Raw genomic sequence first — 17,292 nt, forward strand, 5'->3', positions numbered from 1 at the left:
ACTGACGCATCCGTCTGTTTCTTCACGATACTAAACCACTCCATTATAGCCAACCTTCCCGGATATTTCAAGGTTCTCCGGGCCCTGCGGTCAGCGGCGGAGCCGCCCGCCGGACGGCTTTGTACGCCTGTTCGAACCTGAAGCGCAGCGATTCGGGAATGCCGTACGCCGCGCGGATCTCCGCTTCGTCTGCCCGGCCGTAAGCCGCAACCTGCACCGCGAGATGAAGCGCGGCGGCCCAGCAGTCGATCGCCTCCTCGCTTCCGGCCGCCATCCACTCGTAATCGGAAGTGCCGTAGAGCGACCGCAGAATTTCTTCCCAAAGTTCGCGTGCGAAAATTGGCAGCGTCGGATCGAACGCTTCGGAAGCCCGGCACGCCCGTTCCAGCACCTCGCCCGCGGCGGGCGGATAGTCGCCCATCCCGAGCGGCGTCCGCTCGATCTCAAGCTCCACGCGCTCTCCCGCGCGATCCAGCAGCACCCGGCCGGTGGCGCCGCGCCGCCGGAGCGTCTGCAGGGCGCGAAACTGCATCGACGGGTGCATCGGCTCCTTGCGGAGCCAGTCCAGAATTTCCCGGTCGACATCCGGATCGTCGAGGTAGACGGCTTTCTCCAATGCGAGCAGGCGCTGCTCCAGGCGCGGGCTCTGCTTCAAGTCCTCGAGCACCCGGCGGACCTGCTCCCCGCCGTCGTCCCGAGGCTGAAGGGCCAGTCCGCGCATCACCGCCTCATCATCGGGCAGATCTTCCTCCGCCCCGCCGTCTTCGATGGAAAAAGGGCCGCCCGCCGGTTCGCTTTCCCGATTTTCAAGTCCGGGATATACCGACTCCAGCCACTCGATAAGCCGGCGCCATTCGTCGTAGGCATGCTCATCCTGGCCGCGGCAATCGAGCAGGAAGCGCAGCAGCGCGTGGGCTTCGCCGAACCGTTCGGATTCGAGCAGCCGGGTCAGCCGGCCGCGATATTCGTTCACCATGGCCGGAAGCAAGTAGACATTGCCCTTGCCGGCATCCGCATCGCGTGATTGCGTCGACATATCATCGCTCCTGGCGGCCGCCTGATTCGAACCCCGGCCGGTGTCCGGCAGGCGAACCGCAGTTGATGGTTCACAAGAATCGTTCCCAGTATAGCACGCGAGCGTCCGGAACAGAAAACAAACTCCCACATTTCGCCTGAAACATGGGAGTTTGTCCAGGGGAAGCGCGATGCTCTCCTGATGGTTTTTACAGAAAATGGTCGTCCGGTCCAATCGGCACGATGCCCCGGTTGAGCGCCGGAATGCCGAGAAAGTATCCGCGGGAAATGAGCGCGAAATCCGTCGTCGCCCTGCACGCCGGCAAGGCGTGAAGCTCCCGCAAATACCGGTGCACTTCGACAAAGTCCCGAATCCGGTACTTGTGCAGCCGAAAGCCGGGCGCGTACACCTGATCGTAGCGGACAAGCAACGTGTACAGCCACAGATCCGCAAGCGTCGGAAAATCGCCAAGCAGGCAGCGCCGCCCGGTCAGATGCCGGTCCAGATCCGCAAGGAAACGGTAAACCCGTTCAACTTCCCGTTCATATTCGTCCTGACGGGCCACAAATCCGGCGCGGTAGACGCCGCAATGCAAGTCGTAGAAAATCCGCTCTTCCCATTCCAGCCGGGCTTCCTCTTCCTGCAGGAGGGCGAGCGCCTCCTTGCGGCTCGCCGACTCCGCCAGATCGGAGACGATCTTGACCGGGAGCAGATAGGGATCGTTGCTGATGATCCGCCCGGCTTCCAGATCGACCAGGGCCGGCAGCCGGACATGCGTCCCCCATTCGAACGCCGCCGCCTCCGTCCCGGACATCGGCGCCCAGGCCGGGGACGGCTCTTCCGAACCGTCCCCGCTCCGCTGAATCAGCCGCCCGTTGTTGGGAGAGAGCACCGCGATCAGATCCAGAAATCCACCGAGCGCCGCAATCAGCGCCAGCCGCTGGCCCGTCGGCGTCACCGGCGAATAGAGCAGGGCGTATCGTCCGGGCCGGGGCTCAAGCGGCTGCTTGACCGCCGGGTCATTCACGATGGCGCCGGGCAGAATGGGACCGCCGCGAATGCCGATGTCGTAATCGTCCGGCGGCCGGAAATATCGGAAGTTCCCGTACTTCATAAGCTCACCCGCATTTGCTTCAGTTCGCCCGCACGTGCTTCATCCCGCATGCACCGCATGGCTGCTCTCAAATTTGACGCCGTACAGCCTGGTCCACATGTCCAGCATGACGAGCCGCGGCAGAATCGGCGGCGCGTCGAACGTCCCGTCCGACCACTCGCTTCGCGTCATGAAGGTCCTCAAGTATTCGATATCCGCAATCTGCGGCAGGACGCTGTTTTGATCGTTTGCCGCCTCGCGCAAATATTGCAGAACGGCCGAGGTGAACGGTCGGTTTCGCATGACGGCGAATCCGCTTTTTTTCCGCCAGGCGACCTCGTAGGGAAGACGGTGTTCGTATGCCTTCCGCAAAATGCCTTTTTCCGCCGATCCCGTACGCTTGATATTGTAAGGCAAGTTCCAGGCAAATTCCACCAGCCGGTGATCCAGGAAGGGAAGCTGCACCCTGAGGCCGGCCGCCGCGCTCATGCGGTCGGCGCGATCCAGCAGGAACGGCAGAAATCGGGTCAACTGCATGTAGAACACGTAATCCATATGCCGTTGCAGCGGGTCCTCGTCGCGAAGGCCGGGCATTTCGGATTCCGCCGCCTTCCAGCGCTGCCTCAGCTGCTCGTCCAGATCGCAGCGCGCCCTAAGCTCCGGATGCAGAAAGTTCGCAGCCCCCGTCCCTTTCAGCCAGGGAAACGTATGGCCGGGCGACTGCGCTTCAGCCGCAATCCACGGGAACCCGCCGAACAGATCGTCCGCCCCTTCCCCTGAGAACACTTCCTCCCGGCCCGTCTCGCGGATGCGCCGGTAAAGATGCAGCAGCGTAATGTCCAGATCCCCGACGCCGGGAAGGTCCCGCGCCCGCACCGTATCTTCGAGGGCGGCGCGAACATCGCCCGGCTCGATCACGATCGTCTCATGGCGGGAGCCGATATGGTCCCGCATGATCTCCACATACGGACCGTCCAGCGAATGATGCAGCGCATCGGGGCGAAAATCCGTGTCCTCTCCGGCATACGAGAACGAGAACGTCTGAAGTTCCGCTTCCTTGCCGGCAGTGTGCCGGGCCGCTGCGCAGATGACGCTGGAGTCCAGCCCACCGGACAGCAGAAAAGCCTGCGCGCGACCGACGTCGTGCAGCCGGCGCCGCACCGCGTCGTCCAGCAGCGCCGCGATCTGTTCGGCGGCGGCTTTCTCGCCGGCCGGAGCGCCGGCGCGCTCCGGCAGCGTCCAGTACCGGCGGCGCCAGATGCGGCCATCCCTGAACGTCACGATCTCGCCCGGACGAACCTCGGCCAGATACTTGTACACGGTCGTCCCGGGGATGCGGGAGGTCGAATTCATCAGATCAAGAATCGCCGATTCGTCGAACACGCGGGGGAACCGCGGATCCTGCAGGATCGCCTTCGGCTCCGATGCCGCCGCGATCCGGCCGAAGCGGGCGGAATGCCAGTAATAGAGCGGCTCGATGCCGAGCCTGTCGCGCACGAGATGCAGTTCGCCCGTTCGGCCGTCAAAGACGGCGATCGCGAAAGCCCCCCCGACTTGTTCCGCGAACGAAGGGCCATTGGCCAGATAGGCGCCCAGCAGCAAGCGGGCGACGGACGCCTCGCACGCGTCCCGGTCGATGCCGAGTTTGCCGCCGATCTCATCCGCGTTGTCGATAAAGCCGCTCACCGCCAACAGGACCGCGTTTTCGCCGGCCTGCTGCCGCGCAAGGCCGCTGCCGGACCACCCGATTCCGGCCAGCGCCCGGGATTTGCTCTGTCCCAATACCGCATGCCGGTCCCCGCGCACGATCCGGATCTCGCCGGACGCGCGGCCGGACATGGCCTCCAGTCCCTTCAGCACGAATTGTTCCTGTTCCGCCTGATCGATCGGCTCTTCATCCCGTAGCACCACAATGGCGCTCATGCCGAATCCCCTCCCTTTTCACCGTGAACATCAGGCGGCCGTCAGACGGCCGCCTCCTGACTGCGCAACGTTTCCATGAATTGGCGCAGCTGCTCCATCGCCTGTCGAATATTGGCCGGATACGACGGATCGGCGGGTTTCCGCAGATCGTGCACCCGGGCGGCTTTCCAGCCCAGTGTCGATCCAAGCCCGGCGATGTCGGGCAGTTTCGGCACCATGCAGAAGGCCACGCCCGGAATGGCCTCCCGGAGATGCCGCAAATGACGCTCCGCCTGCGCCTCATTGTCATAATCGCCGGTAAACACGAAATAGACCTTATCCGGGCAGACGGCGATGAAATAGTTGAAAATGCGGCTATCCCCGTCCTCCGGCCAGACGAGCTCCTCGAATTCGTCCTGGTCCAAGCCGACCCCCGGCAAATCCAGCGCATGACCGAGGCGTCCGAGCGGCGTGATGTCCAGCACCCCTTCTTCGCGGGGTTCGATGCGCACCAGATCTCCGGTGCGGTACCGGATAAGCGGCCTGAGATCATTCTCCAGCGCCGTTACGATCAGTTCGCCTTCGACCAGTCCGTCACCGGTGACAAACCGAATCCGGCCGTCTCTCTCCTCGATCTCGAAAATGTAACTGTGCGTCTGCAGCCTGAGCGCGTCTTCCGATACGGCCACCGCCGTCGTTCCGGTCTCCGACGACCCGTATGATGCGTCGTACACCGCCCCGCCCGTCAGCTGCCGCAAACGCCGTTTCAGGGCAGGGCTGCTGCGTTCACCCGTCAGCAGCACTTTCCGGAAGGCCGGCGCTTCAAGTCCGTTTGCGGCGGCGTATTCATAGAGATTGATCAATTGGGACGGCGGACCGGCGAAGACGGTCGGACGGAGGAATCCCGCAATGCGGATGACGCGGCCGTAATCGTTGCGGACCGTATCCACCCATGTCCGGAAAGTCGCAATTCCCAGATAATTGAGCGCATGTTCGAACTGGAAGGCGGCCGGGCCCTGCGGCGTATTGATCAGTATGAGCGCCGTGTCGCCGCCGCTCAGAAACTCGGCCCAATGCTCGCCGAAGTTGACCGTATTGACAACCAGATCGTGCAGCCCTTTGGGCGCGGGCAGCGGTTCGCCGGTGGTGCCGGACGTCTCGAAATAATTCAGCATTCGATGACGTCTGCTGCGGCTGGCCTCCCCGCTGATCGCCCGATACTCCCGCTTCGCCAGGATCGGAAGGGCGGCCAGAAGTTCGCGATAGTCCGCCCCGCGCGACAGCAGAGCGTCAACCGACGCCGCCCCCTCGCTGCCGAGCAATTCCCGGTACGACTCAAGTTCAAGCGCCGAGCGGACCGTCTTGCCGAGACGCTCGGCGTAATGCGCGTCACGGTCGAAATCCGGCTGCCGCCAGGCGCGGATCAGCCGCTGCTGCTGTGCGATCAATCGGTTCACCTGTTCCCGGGTCGCTTCATCCCGATACATCCGTTCATAACCTCCCGTCGCTTGTCTTTGGCATGGTAAGGCCGTCCGTCAGAGCACAAGCCGGGCAGCCCGTGCACAACGGCTCAAGCCGCAAGTCAAACCGCTTTCTCCGCTCCTTCGGCCAGACGGTTTTCCTCCCTGGCGGGTGCGTACAACGTTCCGGTCAACAGCACCGCGAGCAACGCTCCTGCGGCGCCCGCCCAGGTCAAGGCGGACGTGCCCAGCGTTTGAATGACGAGCGCACCGGCAATTCCGGACAAGCCGATCCCGAGGTACATGCAGGAGGAGTTCCAGGAGATCAGAATCTGCGCCCGCGCGCCGCCCAGCGCCAGCAGCCGGTATTGCTGGGACGGGGCGAGCAGCCAGCCGCATACGCCCCAGATGAACGTCAGGACAATGGCGCGGATCAGCGTGTCGGCTGCCAGTGAAATGAGAACGAAGGAGGCGCAAAGGCCGAGATGGCTCACGATGTTCGTCGTCCGCGGCCCGAACCGGTCCGTCAGACGGCCGCCCAGCAGATTGCCGATGGCTCCGCCCGAACCGAAAGCGAGCAAAATCCAGGTCAGTTCATTGCCGTCGGTAATGCCTCTGCCGTTGTAATAGGCCGAAACATAGGAGTAGACGGTGAACGCGGACAGGTAGACGACCACCGTGACCAGCAGCGTGGAAGGCGCGCCCTTCATCCGCACCGCCGAAAGCCGCTGCCTCAGCGAAACATTCGGCGGCGACGGCAGACGGGAGAGCGCGGCGGACAACACCGCGAGCATCACCGCCCCGCCGATGGTGATGGACAGGAACAAACTTTGATAGTCCATCGCATGGCTCAAGTACGTGCCGAAGGGAACGCCCAGAATGGTGGCGATCGTAAGGCCGCTGAACACATAGGAAATGGCTCTTCCGCGGCGTTCGGGCGGCGAGATCATGCCCGCGATCATGATGACCGCCGGCGTGACGGCCGACGCGCCGAGGGCGGAGATGATTCTCCCGGCCATGAGCAGCGAATAATCCGCCGTCAGCGCCACGATGAGATTGCCAAGCGAGAAGACGGCCAGCGACAGGATCAGGAAATATTTCCGGTCCATCTGGCCGAATACCGACGCGATGATCGGGCTGGCGATCGCATAGGCAAGGGCGAAGACGGTGATGAGCTGCCCGGCCGCTTCGATGGAGACGCCGGATTGTTCGGCGATATCGCCCAGCACGCCGGCGACGACAAAACCGTCCGTGCCGACGATAAACATCGTGAGTGCAAGCAGAAAGATGTTCCGTTTGACAGACATAACGACCCTCCAATCAAGCAAGCGGACGATGCCGCCCGGCCGATTGACCGTCGACCGGGCGCTGTCCGTCATTGGTCAGAAGTTTCCTCGTGAACCAGCCAGCGGGGTTTAAGTCCCGCTCCGTCCTGCGTTCCGTCCGCACGCAGCGGCACCGTGATGATGCCTTCGATTTCCACCAGCAGATCGGAGCGGCAAATGTCGGCATTCAGGAATTGGATGTTGGCATGCGGCGCGAAAGCTTCCCGGCACCTGCGCCGCACGGCTGGAATGTCCTCCGCGTGGCGGACGTACACCTTGATGAAATCGACATCCCGCAGCGTCAGATCGGCCGGCGTCTCAATGCCGTGACGGATCAGGTTGTCCCGGCCGATCAGGAGCGAAATGTTCTCCAGCGTGACATCGCATTGCCGCATCAGATCGCTGCGGTGAACCGTCTCGTGCCCGATGATGCTCGCCGTTCCGGAAATATATAAGTTCAAGACACCAAGGGCATCATGCTGGACGCAAGTCGCGCGGGCAAAGCTGGGAGAGCGCGGGCCATACTGGCGGGGATACGTGTAAGCGGGCATCTGTCTGGGATTCTCCAGAAAGGTGACCCGTCCGGACCGGCAGGACAGGAAGAAGAACGCAATATTCCCTCCTTGCGCTCCGATCCCGGTGGCAGCCGGCATCGGCAAATGTCTGCGCCGCCCGTAAAGTTCGAAAGCCTCGGACCTGCCGGCGCAGAAATCGCGGTAAATCTCCAGGCCGTCCGCATTGTCTTCGTTGATGCGGGGAATGTAGTTCCACATGCGGAACAACCGGGGATATCCCAGCTCATCCATCAGCTCGAAGGCAGCCAGGTACGTTTCCCGCGTCAGGTTCCGGCAGCGCTCCGAGGCCGGGATTTCCGCCGCACAGAACAGATACTCGCCATCGTGCGCATAAACCAGATCTCCGCTGACGGAAGCTTGCGCCGGCCCTGCGGTCCACTGTTCGACAAACCCTTTCTCGTCCGCGCTCGTCATGCGCAGCGAGAGAAAAGGCGAACCTTCTTCCAGGACCGGCTTCTGAAAGACTGGACCAAAATTCACCATTCCTAGCACCCGACTGTTCATCAACGGGCGATCCTCGGGCAACGCCTGCGGATGCCCGCCGCTGATGAGATTGGCGTAATCCATCACGGCCCTCCTTGTTCTGTTGGTTTCCGTGAACCAGCTTAAGGGAGTTTCCGGTTTCTGGATATCCCCAATATTGGGGATGTCCGATAAGCAAAAAAAGTCTCCCCGCCCCGAAAGGCAGGGAGACGATTCCGGCGGCCGGCTTTCCTCAGCCGCCGGTCAGGCCAGAAACTTGCGCATAAACTGTCCCTTGTCGCTCACGCCGGTTTTCCGATAGATGTTCTTGATTACGCTGCGCACGGTGCTCTCGGTAATGCCCAGCAGGGCCGCGATCTGCAGCCCGCCCATATTCAGCGCCCAATAATAGGCGATTTCCCGTTCGCGGGGAGACAGGCCGTATTCTCCGAACCGACGGTCCATGGCAATGCGGCGGCGTTTCGGACATTTCCGGGCAAGCCGCTCTTTCAGCACCCGCATATAAAATTCAACCAGTGCAAGCTCCGTACCCGGACTTTCCTCCCGGCAAGGGAAGCTCACGTCGAGGAATCCGTGGATCTGGCCGTCGGCCGCGATCGGCATGCACATGCAGCTCCAGTCCTTGAACATCCGCAGATCGTGTTCGTCGCCGCGCAAATAGACCGGCTTCCCGAGCCTGACGGCCATGGAAATGGCGTTCAGGCCGGCGTGCTGCAGATCGAACCGGGTACCGCGTTCGATTCCGATGCGGCGGGCGTTGTCCAACACTTCCTGCGGGCCGGCAACCGACAGCAGGACGCCGCGCCGATCCGTCAGAAGCAGCAGGTGCGGCCATTCCGCCAGCAGACTTTCCTCCTGAAGCGCCTGTTCGAAAGCGCGGAGGAGCAGTTGGTTGTTCCGCAGCGTTTGCCGCAGTTCTTCCTTGCCGATACGGACCGTCAAGGTTGCGCAGTCCACATCAAGCCCCGACTGCTCGACCTCATGCCGCCAGCGGACGACAACGGCCGGATCGAGGCTTTCTTTTTTCACCCAGCGCGGGGCAAGAGACGAACAGACCTGAAACACATTCACGAACGCTCACCCCGGCAAGCGAGTCTTGTTTGGGAAAATTATACATCCACAGCCTTGCCTCGGCAAATCCGGAACGGCCCACTACTTATCTCCCGCGGTTATTGCATTTCACCTTTCCCTGTGGTATGATCATTTGTGCTCTCCATGCGGGTGTAGTTCAATGGTAGAACGCCAGCTTCCCAAGCTTGAGACGAGGGTTCGATTCCCTTCACCCGCTCCAGATACCTGTCCCAGTAGCTCAGCTGGATAGAGCATGCGCCTTCTAAGCGTACGGTCAGGGGTTCGAATCCCTTCTGGGACGCCATACCTTAAATAGCGAATCCGCCAATCGGGCGGATTTTTGTTTTACCCGGGAATCTGATGCCCTGTATGCGCGGTCCCGAATCGTTCTGCGATTGATTCAAGAAAAAAAGCCGCCCTACCGCTTCAAGCGCATAAGGCGGAATGATATTTATTTGGAATATGGCCGGAGTCAGTCCGGATCAGGCCGTTTTCCGTTTGATCACATCGGCATAAACGGCGATCAGGATCACAATTCCTTTGACAATATACTGCCAGAAGGAACTGACGCCGATCAAGTTCAGGCCGTTGCTGAGCACACCGATGATGAGCGCGCCGATCACCGTGCCGCCGATTCTTCCGTAGCCGCCGGTCATGCTCGTTCCCCCGAGCACGACTGCGGCGATGGCATCCAGTTCCGCCGCAACGCCCGCCGTCGGCTGACCCGAGAACATGCGCGAGGCGAGCACAATTCCGGCAAATCCGGCCATGAATCCGCTGAACGTGTACGCGAAAAATTTCACCCGCTTGATGTTGATTCCGGAAAATCGGGCGGCCTCCGGATTTCCGCCGACCGCATAAATGTACCGGCCCGTCTTTGTTTTATTCATAATCAGGTAACAAAGGATCACGAAAATGATTGAATACAATACGGGGGTAGGCAGAATCCCGCCGATATAGCCGGATCCGATGAAGTTGAAGGCATCCGACATGACGCGAACCGGTTGGCCGTCGGTCAATACGTAGGCCGCTCCCCGGCCGATATTCATGGTGGCGAGGGTGATGATAAACGGCGGTATGACGGTGGTCGCCGCCACATAACCGTTCAGCGCGCCGAATAATATGCCGACGAGAAGTCCCGCGGCGACGGCTATGAAAAGCGGCACATCGAACAGCGCGACCAGCATGGCGGTCACCACCCCGGATACGGCCATGACAGAGCCGACGGACAAATCGATGCCGCCCAGGATGATCACCATCGTCATCGCGAGCGCCAAATAGAGGTTGGTGGATGTTTGCCGCAAGACGTTCAGCAAATTGTTGGTCGTCAGAAAATTGGGATTGAGCACCGCGATGATGACACATAAAACCAATAGCCCGGCGAGAATGCCCATGTTGGCTCGAATAAATGATCTTATTCCGTAAACCATGGTTTAACCTCCAGTGGCATAATGCATGATGGTCTCTTGGCTGAACTCGTCCCGATTTAAAATGGTTCTTATCCCGCCTTTGTACATGACCGCGATCCGGTCGCTCATATTGATCACTTCAGGCAATTCCGAGGAGATCATGATAATGGAAACGCCTTCTTTCACCAACCGGTTCATGATCGCATAGATTTCCGCTTTGGCCCCGACATCCACCCCTCTGGTCGGTTCATCCAGGATCAGGATGCGCGGGTTGGTTGCCAGCCATCGGGAGATGAGCACCTTCTGCTGATTGCCGCCGCTCAAATTCCGCACTTCCTGATCCGGATTCGGGGTTTTGATTGACAATTCATTGATGAATTGCCGGGTTTTCTGGTCTTCATAACGGGCATTGACTCTCAACCATTTGATGAACTTATCCAGGACCTTGATGGTGATGTTGTATTGAACCGAACGGATGAGGAACAGGCCTTCCTCTTTCCGGTTTTCCGTCACATAGGCAATGCCGTGTTTGATCGCATCGTTCGGATTTCGAATGATCAGCGGCTTGCCGTCGATCCGAATTTCCCCTTCATCGAAGGCATCCAGACCGAAAATGCATTTCATCAGCTCCGATCGGCCCGCGCCGACCAAACCGGCAAATCCGAGAATTTCCCCCTTCTTGAGCTCAAAGCTGGCATCGTTCAGCACGCCTTTTTTGGACAGGTTGTGAACGCTGAGCACGATTTCCCCGCCGTTTTCCGGGGCAGTGTCCTTGATGTAATATTGGGTGAGCTCCCGGCCGACCATCATCGAGATCAACTGATCGGCTGTCGTATCCTTCGTTCTGACAGTTCCGATCAGGGCACCGTCCCGCAGAACGGTGATGCGATCGGTAATGGCGAACAATTCGTTCATCCGGTGCGAAATATACACAATGCCGACGCCCTGCTCTTTCAGATGGCCGATGGTTCGAAAAAGAAATTCGACCTCTTTTTCCGTAAGCGAGGAGGTCGGTTCGTCCATCACGATCATTTTCGCCCGGAAGGATACGGCCTTGATGATCTCGATCATCTGCTGCTGCGCTACCGTCAGCTTTTTTACCGGCACCTCGGGCGACAGTTCCAGACCGAATTGCTGCAAGGTTTTCCGTGTTTCTTCGATCATTTTTTTCCAGTCGATCCATCCGGTCTTCGTGACCGGTTCTTTGCCCAAAAAAATATTCTCGGCAACGGACAGATGCGGCACCAGCGAAATTTCCTGGTGGATGATGCTGATGCCGAGGGCCTGGGCATCTTTGACGCTGTTGATGGAAACCTTGTTCCCCTCGATGAAAATTTCCCCTTCGTCGACGGGGTAGATGCCCGCGAGAATTTTCATCAACGTGGATTTGCCGGCGCCATTTTCGCCGAGGAGGGCGTGAACTTCACCGCTTTCCAGTTCAAAATCGACACCCTTCAGGGCGTGAACGCCGGCAAATCGCTTTTCAATTCCGCTCATCCGAAGCAGTTTTTGACTCATCCGTTCCACCTCGATGAATGACGGGAGGGTGATCGGCGTCACCCTCCCCGTCGTTTCGTCATTGCCATCCATCCACGCCGTACTCTTGAACGTTATCCTCGTTGATCAGGAACGTTTCCACCGGCGTCCGTTTTTCGTAGCTTTCGCCCCTCAAAATTTTGTAAGCGATATCCGCGGAAATCTGACCGATCGAGATCGGCGACTGCGCCCCGGACCCCTTAAACGGTCCGCCTTCGGCGATGGCCGCTTTCGCGTCGGGTGAACCGTCCACGCCGTAAATGGCAATCTCCAAGCGGTTGGCGGCTTTGACGGCGGCCAACGCGCCGAGCGCGGACGGATCGTTGCCGGCGAAGATGGCCGTGATGTCGGAATGGGCTTGCAATATATCCTCGGTAATGCCCAGGGCGGTTTCCAGGTCTCCTTTTGCGTCCTGTTGGGCCACGATCGTGAAGTTTTTCCCCTCAATGGCTTCCAGGAAACCGGCCACCCGGTCGTTGATCGAATTCATCGTCGGGCTGTCGAGGATGACGATGTTGCCGCCGTTCGGGAAGCGTTTGACAAGGTCCTCGCCGACGACTCTGCCGGCGTTCTTGTTGTCTGAGCCGACGTAAGCGGTAACATACTCAAAGTCCTTGACTTCGGTATCATAGTTGATGATCGGAATGCCGGCTTCCTTGAGCATTTGCAGCGCGGGTCTGATGCCTTCCCAGTCTACGGGATTCAGGAAAATCGCGTCGATTCCTTGCGCGATCATATCCTCGATCTGGTTGATTTGCAGCGCCACATCCATTGCCGGGTTCAGCGTAATCATTTCATCCCCGTTTGCTTCGACTTTCTCCCGAATCGCTTTCTCCAGGACGATAAAGAAGGGGTTATTCTGTGTCATGGAAGTGTAACCGAATACAAAATGATCCTTGGAACCGCCGCCACCGCTGCCACTGCCGCTGCTGCCGCCGCCGCCGCACGCGGCGGACAACACGACCAGCGCAACGATGCACACCAACGACAACAGTTTCTTCAATTGCAGTCCCTCCCATAAATGCTTTTTGTTTAGCTTGGTTCTCGAAAAGTTTCCGAACTTCTCTGTAACTTCATCAACCTTTATCTATACGCGGGATACGCACTTGCCTGGGATCGGTGCGGGAAACAGCACAAGTTCAATACGATTCCAACCCCTGCAAACATTTCCGCCGAGCGCTTTTGCGTCAGTAAAACTTCACTTCGTTTCATATTCGTCACCTCCATCCCTTAAGAAAATTTCAAACCGTGATCTTGCCATCATTCGGGCCGATCCACAGTTCTGCTTCCTCATGAAACCGCCACCCGTCAAGTCTCAACCGGTTGGCGCGCTTGGGCCACCCCGCTTCGATTCGACGCTGCACGGTTTCCCAGGAAGGAATGCCGCTGACCGCGTCTTGGCGCTCGACATTGCAGGCACCAACCGCCACCGCCGCGCGCATTGCAGACTCGGGTGAAAGGCCTTTCAACAAACCCGCCAAAAATCCGGCAATGGTGCAGTCCCCCGCACCCGTCGTCCCCGCCACTTCTACTTGATAACAAGTTGCCAGCAATTCTCGACCGGCCCATTCTCCGATATTTTCCGGCGTGCAGCCCCCCATCGATTGAAGTCGGCGTTCACCTGCGGTACGCAAATACAGGCCGTGTTCCCCCAATTTTACCGCGACGATCGCTGCTCCCATACCGATCATGCGATCAGCCAATGCACTCAAATCTTCACCGTCGAGATGTTCCGCGATGTCACCCTTCGCTGAAGCAAGCCGATCATAAAAAGGCCGATCCAGCATGTATAAGATTTCTTCAACGCTGGGCAGAAACACGTCTACTTTGGGCAGTACCTTTTCCAGGATGGCCATCCAATCCACACGCCCCGCTTCCGATGCGGGATCCGGCTTGGCCATGTCCAGCGACGTCGTCAGTCCCGCTCTCTTCACCTCATGGAGCATGCCGGCAAGTTCGGTTCCTCCGTCCGCGTACATGCGCTTCATGAGCGGAGGATAACCGAAATGGAACAGCCTCGCACCCGTCAGCAGTTCCCACCTCAAGTCGGACCCCTGAAACGTATCGTTCGCCCCGGTGCAATGAAGAAAAATCCGGTCGATTCCCGGCGAATGGATCACGATCGAATAGGATGTATTCTCACCCGCAATAACCATCATGCCTTCGGCCAGTTCGGGACTTTGCCTCCGGAGCAATTTCAGCACTGCCTGCCCGAACAAATCATCGCCGATTTTCCCCATCAGCAACACGGACATCCCCAGTCGATGCAGTGCGATTCCGGTATTGGACACGGTCCCGCCCGTGGACAGCACAACCGGGCCGGCATTGACCAGCTTCCCGGGAACGAGGATCTGATCCAGCCCACCCTTCGCATTCGGCAGGGAGGGGATGATATCCAAACAAATATGGCCGGCTACGACGACTTCCGCAACTTGCTCCTTCAAGGGAATATTCCTCCGGGACAAAGATACGGTTTGCCTAGTGGCATGGTATTCTAATGCGGCGGTCAATATGCGACGGCTCTCTGCTCCTGCTGCAGAAAAACACCCGCTGCATAATTGCTTCATCACCTTCCGGGACGCCATGCATAATATTCAAGCCGCTTGCACTTGCAAGCGGCTTTTTCGTTGGCCGGCCGAAGCCGTATGCTGCTTTTCGCCATTTCTGATCATGATCGAAAAGATCAGACAAAATTTATTCGACCGAACCGAGCGCTCGCCGCACGTCCTCCCGCACGGAGCCGAATTGCAGCACTTGCTCGCCGAATGATCCGCCATCCCGGGCGACGTTCATGAATGCGTCCGTCCGATCCACCACCGCCTGGTGCAGCGGGTTGTCGTACCAATCGATCTCGCGGTCCGCGTCATTTTCGGTCACCCGGACCATCTCAAATCCGCCGTCGGGAGCCTCCGCGAAATAGACGAGCAGATTCGCCGCGCCCGCATCGCCGGTCACAACCTCCACTTCCGCGCACGGACGTCCGTCCAGATTCGTCGTTCTTCTCACTTCGGCGTGAACGATGTCCATCGGATGGCACACTCCTTTTCTCAAGACAGACGCATCTGTTCGATGAACGCCTTCGTTTCCGGCGTTCCCAACTCATGCAGCAGGTCGTAGATTCTCGCCGTCACATCGCCCGATGCGGCCGACATTTGGTCCGTGGACGCCGTCTCGTACGGGTGCCGGAGAAAATGCCACACTTCCGCTTCCTCCAGACTTGCCAGTTCCTCGAACAGATCCTGCAGGCGGTACAATTCCTCTTCATTCGCGCGAATTTCCAATTCATAGGGCGTTGCGCCTTTGTCCTTCACGATCTCCTTGCCTCCGACGGAGACGTAATAGGTCTCTCTTCCGTCATCCGATCTCACGATACCTGCCTCCTTCACCCGAACCGGCATGCAGAAGCCGGGACGCGCGATCTCGCCATAGCATGCCGCGCGGACAGACATTTTATGCCGCCGTTCAGCATATATCTCCTTATGCTGTTCTGTAGCTCAAGACCGACACGAGAGGATGAAAGCATATGTGCGGAATTACCGGGTGGATCGACTGGACGCGCGATCTGACGCTGGACAGCGCCATACTCGAGAACATGACCGACACGCTCGCGCCGCGCGGCCCCGATGCTTCCGGCACCTGGATTACGACGCACTGCGCGCTGGGGCATCGCAGGCTCAGCGTCATGGACCCGGAGAACGGCGCGCAGCCGATGATCCGGCATGCCGGGGACAACACGTTCGTCATCGTGTATAACGGGGAACTGTACAACGCGCCGGAATTGAGGCGCGAACTGGAAGGACGCGGCCATCGGTTCTTCACGAACTGCGATACGGAAGTGCTGCTCGTCGCATACATCGAATGGGGGCCGGAAGCGCTCGATCGCTTCAACGGCATCTACGCCTTCGCGGTGTGGGACGCGCGGGCCGAGCGATTGTTCGCCGCCCGCGACCGTCTCGGCGTCAAACCGTTCTTCTACGCCGAGACGGACGGCCTGTTCCTGTTCGGCTCCGAACCGAAGGCGATTCTGGCACATCCGTCGTTCGAGCCGGAAGTCGGGGCGGAAGGACTGGCCGAAATTTTCGTCATCGGCCCGGCCCGGACGCCGGGCGTCGGCATCTACCGCGGCATGACCGAGCTGAAGGCCGGGCAATGCCTGACGGTCGACCGGTCGGGCGTCCGTGTCCGCACGTACTGGCGGCTGGAGAGCCGGCCGCATGATGACGACGAAGCGCAGACGGCCGCGCGCGTGCGGGAGCTGCTGCACGATACGGTCGAGCGGCAGCTGCTCTCCGACGTGCCGGTCTGCACGCTGCTCTCCGGCGGCCTCGATTCCAGCGCGCTTACCGCGCTGGCCGCCGGGCATTATCATCTCACCGGCCGGGGCACGCTCGACACCTATTCGGTCGATTACGTGGACAACGACAAGCATTTTCAGGCGCACGCGTTCCAGCCGAACGCGGACGGACCGTGGATCGAGCGGATGCGCCATCATCTCGGCACGCGGCATACCCGGGTCCAGTTCGACACGCCGGAGCTCGTCCAGGCGCTCGATGACGCGGTGATCGCGCGCGATGCGCCGGGCATGGCCGACATCGACGCGTCGCTCCTGCTGTTCTGCCGCGAGATCAAGAAAGGGGCAACCGTCGCGCTTTCAGGCGAGGCGGCGGACGAAGTATTTGGCGGCTATCCATGGTTTCACCGCCGGGAAGCGCTGGAAGCCCGGACGTTCCCGTGGTCGCTCGCGACCGCCTTGCGGGCCGAATTATTGGCGCCGGACGTTGCGGCATGGATCAAGCCGCTCGAGTACATCGAACGGCGGTACGCGGAAGCGATCGCGGAAGTGCCGCATCTGCCGGGAGAAGACGAAGCGCGGCGCCGGATGCGGGAGATGTCGTATATCAACATTACGCGCTTCATGCCGACGCTCCTTGACCGCAAGGACCGGATGAGCATGGCGGCCGGCCTCGAGGTGCGCGTGCCGTACTGCGACCACCGGCTCGTCGAGTACGTGTTCAACATTCCGTGGGAGATCAAGACGGCGGGCGGACGGGAGAAGGGGATTCTGCGCCGCGCGCTGGAAGGCGTGCTGCCGGACGACGTGCTCTACCGGAAGAAAAGCCCGTACCCGAAGACGCACAATCCGAACTATCTCGAGGCGGTGCGCAAGCGGCTGATCGACGTGCTGAACGATCCGTCGTCGCCGCTGCTCAAGCTGATCAACACGGCGAAAGTGCGCGAGATCGCGGAGTCGGACGCGGCGTCGTCGCACATCCCGTGGTTCGGGCAGCTCATGTCCGGGCCGCAGCTGTTCGCTTATCTCGTACAGGTCGACACCTGGCTGCGCACATACAAGATCGCCATCCGGTAAATCGAGTAGGAGGGGGCGGCTAGCCCCCGACCTCTCACACCACCGTACATGCGGG

The 17,292-nt window shown here is 59.9% G+C and carries 14 protein-coding genes and 2 tRNA genes; 3 read left to right on the plus strand and 13 right to left on the minus strand.

Annotated features, from left to right (window positions below):
* Window positions 1-67 precede the first annotated feature (67 nt).
* The 7 genes from KJQ12_RS12855 to KJQ12_RS12885 form a co-directional block, all read right to left on the minus strand.
* Window positions 68-1,036 carry a hypothetical protein gene (locus tag KJQ12_RS12855; protein ID WP_244860602.1) on the minus strand — a complete coding sequence of 323 codons (969 nt, stop codon included), beginning with the start codon at window positions 1,034-1,036 and terminating at the stop codon, window positions 68-70.
* A gap of 187 nt (window positions 1,037-1,223) precedes the next feature.
* Window positions 1,224-2,129 (minus strand): glutathione S-transferase C-terminal domain-containing protein, encoded by a 906-nt coding sequence (locus KJQ12_RS12860; protein ID WP_213484997.1) that lies wholly within the window; start codon window positions 2,127-2,129, stop codon window positions 1,224-1,226.
* Window positions 2,130-2,168: 39 nt separating this feature from the next.
* Complete coding sequence (locus tag KJQ12_RS12865; RefSeq protein ID WP_213484998.1) at window positions 2,169-4,031, minus strand: asparagine synthetase B family protein; 1,863 nt, start codon at window positions 4,029-4,031, stop codon at window positions 2,169-2,171.
* A 41-nt stretch (window positions 4,032-4,072) separates the two neighbouring features.
* Entirely contained in the window at window positions 4,073-5,497 is a 1,425-nt protein-coding gene (locus KJQ12_RS12870; protein ID WP_213484999.1) for a phenylacetate--CoA ligase family protein, read from the minus strand.
* 95 nt (window positions 5,498-5,592) lie between these two features.
* Window positions 5,593-6,777, minus strand: coding sequence for an MFS transporter (locus tag KJQ12_RS12875; protein WP_213485000.1), 1,185 nt, complete (start codon window positions 6,775-6,777; stop codon window positions 5,593-5,595).
* Between the two features lie 68 nt (window positions 6,778-6,845).
* On the minus strand, window positions 6,846-7,937 hold the full coding sequence (locus KJQ12_RS12880) for an FkbO/Hyg5 family chorismatase (RefSeq protein ID WP_213485001.1): 1,092 nt from the start codon (window positions 7,935-7,937) through the stop codon (window positions 6,846-6,848).
* Window positions 7,938-8,096: 159 nt separating this feature from the next.
* The gene (locus KJQ12_RS12885; RefSeq protein WP_213485002.1) at window positions 8,097-8,924 is read right to left on the minus strand and encodes a LuxR C-terminal-related transcriptional regulator; all 828 of its coding nucleotides are present in this window, start codon (window positions 8,922-8,924) and stop codon (window positions 8,097-8,099) included.
* A gap of 146 nt (window positions 8,925-9,070) precedes the next feature.
* Here KJQ12_RS12885 and KJQ12_RS12890 point away from each other — a divergent pair.
* Window positions 9,071-9,144: transfer RNA gene (locus KJQ12_RS12890), tRNA-Gly, on the plus strand.
* A 7-nt stretch (window positions 9,145-9,151) separates the two neighbouring features.
* Window positions 9,152-9,228: transfer RNA gene (locus tag KJQ12_RS12895), tRNA-Arg, on the plus strand.
* A 178-nt stretch (window positions 9,229-9,406) separates the two neighbouring features.
* On the opposite strand, the gene KJQ12_RS12900 is transcribed toward KJQ12_RS12895, so the two are convergent.
* The 6 genes from KJQ12_RS12900 to KJQ12_RS12925 form a co-directional block, all read right to left on the minus strand.
* Entirely contained in the window at window positions 9,407-10,354 is a 948-nt protein-coding gene (locus KJQ12_RS12900; RefSeq protein ID WP_015255432.1) for an ABC transporter permease, read from the minus strand.
* 3 nt (window positions 10,355-10,357) lie between these two features.
* On the minus strand, window positions 10,358-11,851 hold the full coding sequence (locus KJQ12_RS12905; protein ID WP_213485009.1) for a sugar ABC transporter ATP-binding protein: 1,494 nt from the start codon (window positions 11,849-11,851) through the stop codon (window positions 10,358-10,360).
* 58 nt (window positions 11,852-11,909) lie between these two features.
* Window positions 11,910-12,872, minus strand: a complete 963-nt coding sequence (locus KJQ12_RS12910) for a sugar ABC transporter substrate-binding protein (protein ID WP_213485003.1) — start codon at window positions 12,870-12,872, stop codon at window positions 11,910-11,912.
* Between the two features lie 238 nt (window positions 12,873-13,110).
* A complete protein-coding gene (locus tag KJQ12_RS12915; protein WP_213485004.1) occupies window positions 13,111-14,313 on the minus strand; it encodes a carbohydrate kinase family protein in 1,203 nt (400 codons plus the stop codon).
* A 250-nt stretch (window positions 14,314-14,563) separates the two neighbouring features.
* The gene (locus tag KJQ12_RS12920; protein WP_213485005.1) at window positions 14,564-14,896 is read right to left on the minus strand and encodes a hypothetical protein; all 333 of its coding nucleotides are present in this window, start codon (window positions 14,894-14,896) and stop codon (window positions 14,564-14,566) included.
* Window positions 14,897-14,916: 20 nt separating this feature from the next.
* Window positions 14,917-15,237: a hypothetical protein gene (locus KJQ12_RS12925; RefSeq protein ID WP_213485006.1), complete on the minus strand. Its 321-nt coding sequence runs from the start codon at window positions 15,235-15,237 to the stop codon at window positions 14,917-14,919.
* Between the two features lie 155 nt (window positions 15,238-15,392).
* Here KJQ12_RS12925 and asnB point away from each other — a divergent pair, with 155 nt between their 5' ends.
* The gene (gene asnB, locus KJQ12_RS12930) at window positions 15,393-17,237 is read left to right on the plus strand and encodes an asparagine synthase (glutamine-hydrolyzing) (protein WP_213485007.1); all 1,845 of its coding nucleotides are present in this window, start codon (window positions 15,393-15,395) and stop codon (window positions 17,235-17,237) included.
* The last annotated feature ends 55 nt before the right edge of the window (window positions 17,238-17,292 follow it).

The sequence above is a fragment of the Thermobacillus xylanilyticus genome, assembly GCF_907165215.1.
In the GTDB taxonomy this organism is placed as follows: domain Bacteria; phylum Bacillota; class Bacilli; order Paenibacillales; family Paenibacillaceae; genus Thermobacillus; species Thermobacillus xylanilyticus.